We start from the raw sequence: 240 nt of genomic DNA on the forward strand, positions 1-240 counted from the left end.
AACCACATCCGGCGGCAGCTGGTTAAGTGATAATAGCGGCATCGCCACCATTACCAGCGGAGGCCTGATAATAGGTATCAGTGCAGGTACCGTACGCATCAGTTATACGGTGATTAATGCAGCAGGCTGTAGTGATAGTGTAAGCAAAACCATTGTTGTATCTGCCTTACCAGTGATTGCTCCTATAGCCGGCCCAGACAGTGTATGTGTTGGTCATACGATCAATCTAAGTGAGGTAAC

1 protein-coding gene is annotated in these 240 nt (G+C 47.9%); it reads left to right on the forward strand.

Features of this window, described 5'->3' with window-relative positions; translation table 11 throughout:
• The coding region (locus tag GD597_RS21790; protein WP_216368675.1) for a hypothetical protein at nucleotides 1-240 on the forward strand (240 nt) is incomplete at both ends.

The organism is Limnovirga soli, from assembly GCF_013106755.1.
Taxonomy (GTDB): Bacteria; Bacteroidota; Bacteroidia; order Chitinophagales; family Chitinophagaceae; genus Limnovirga; species Limnovirga soli.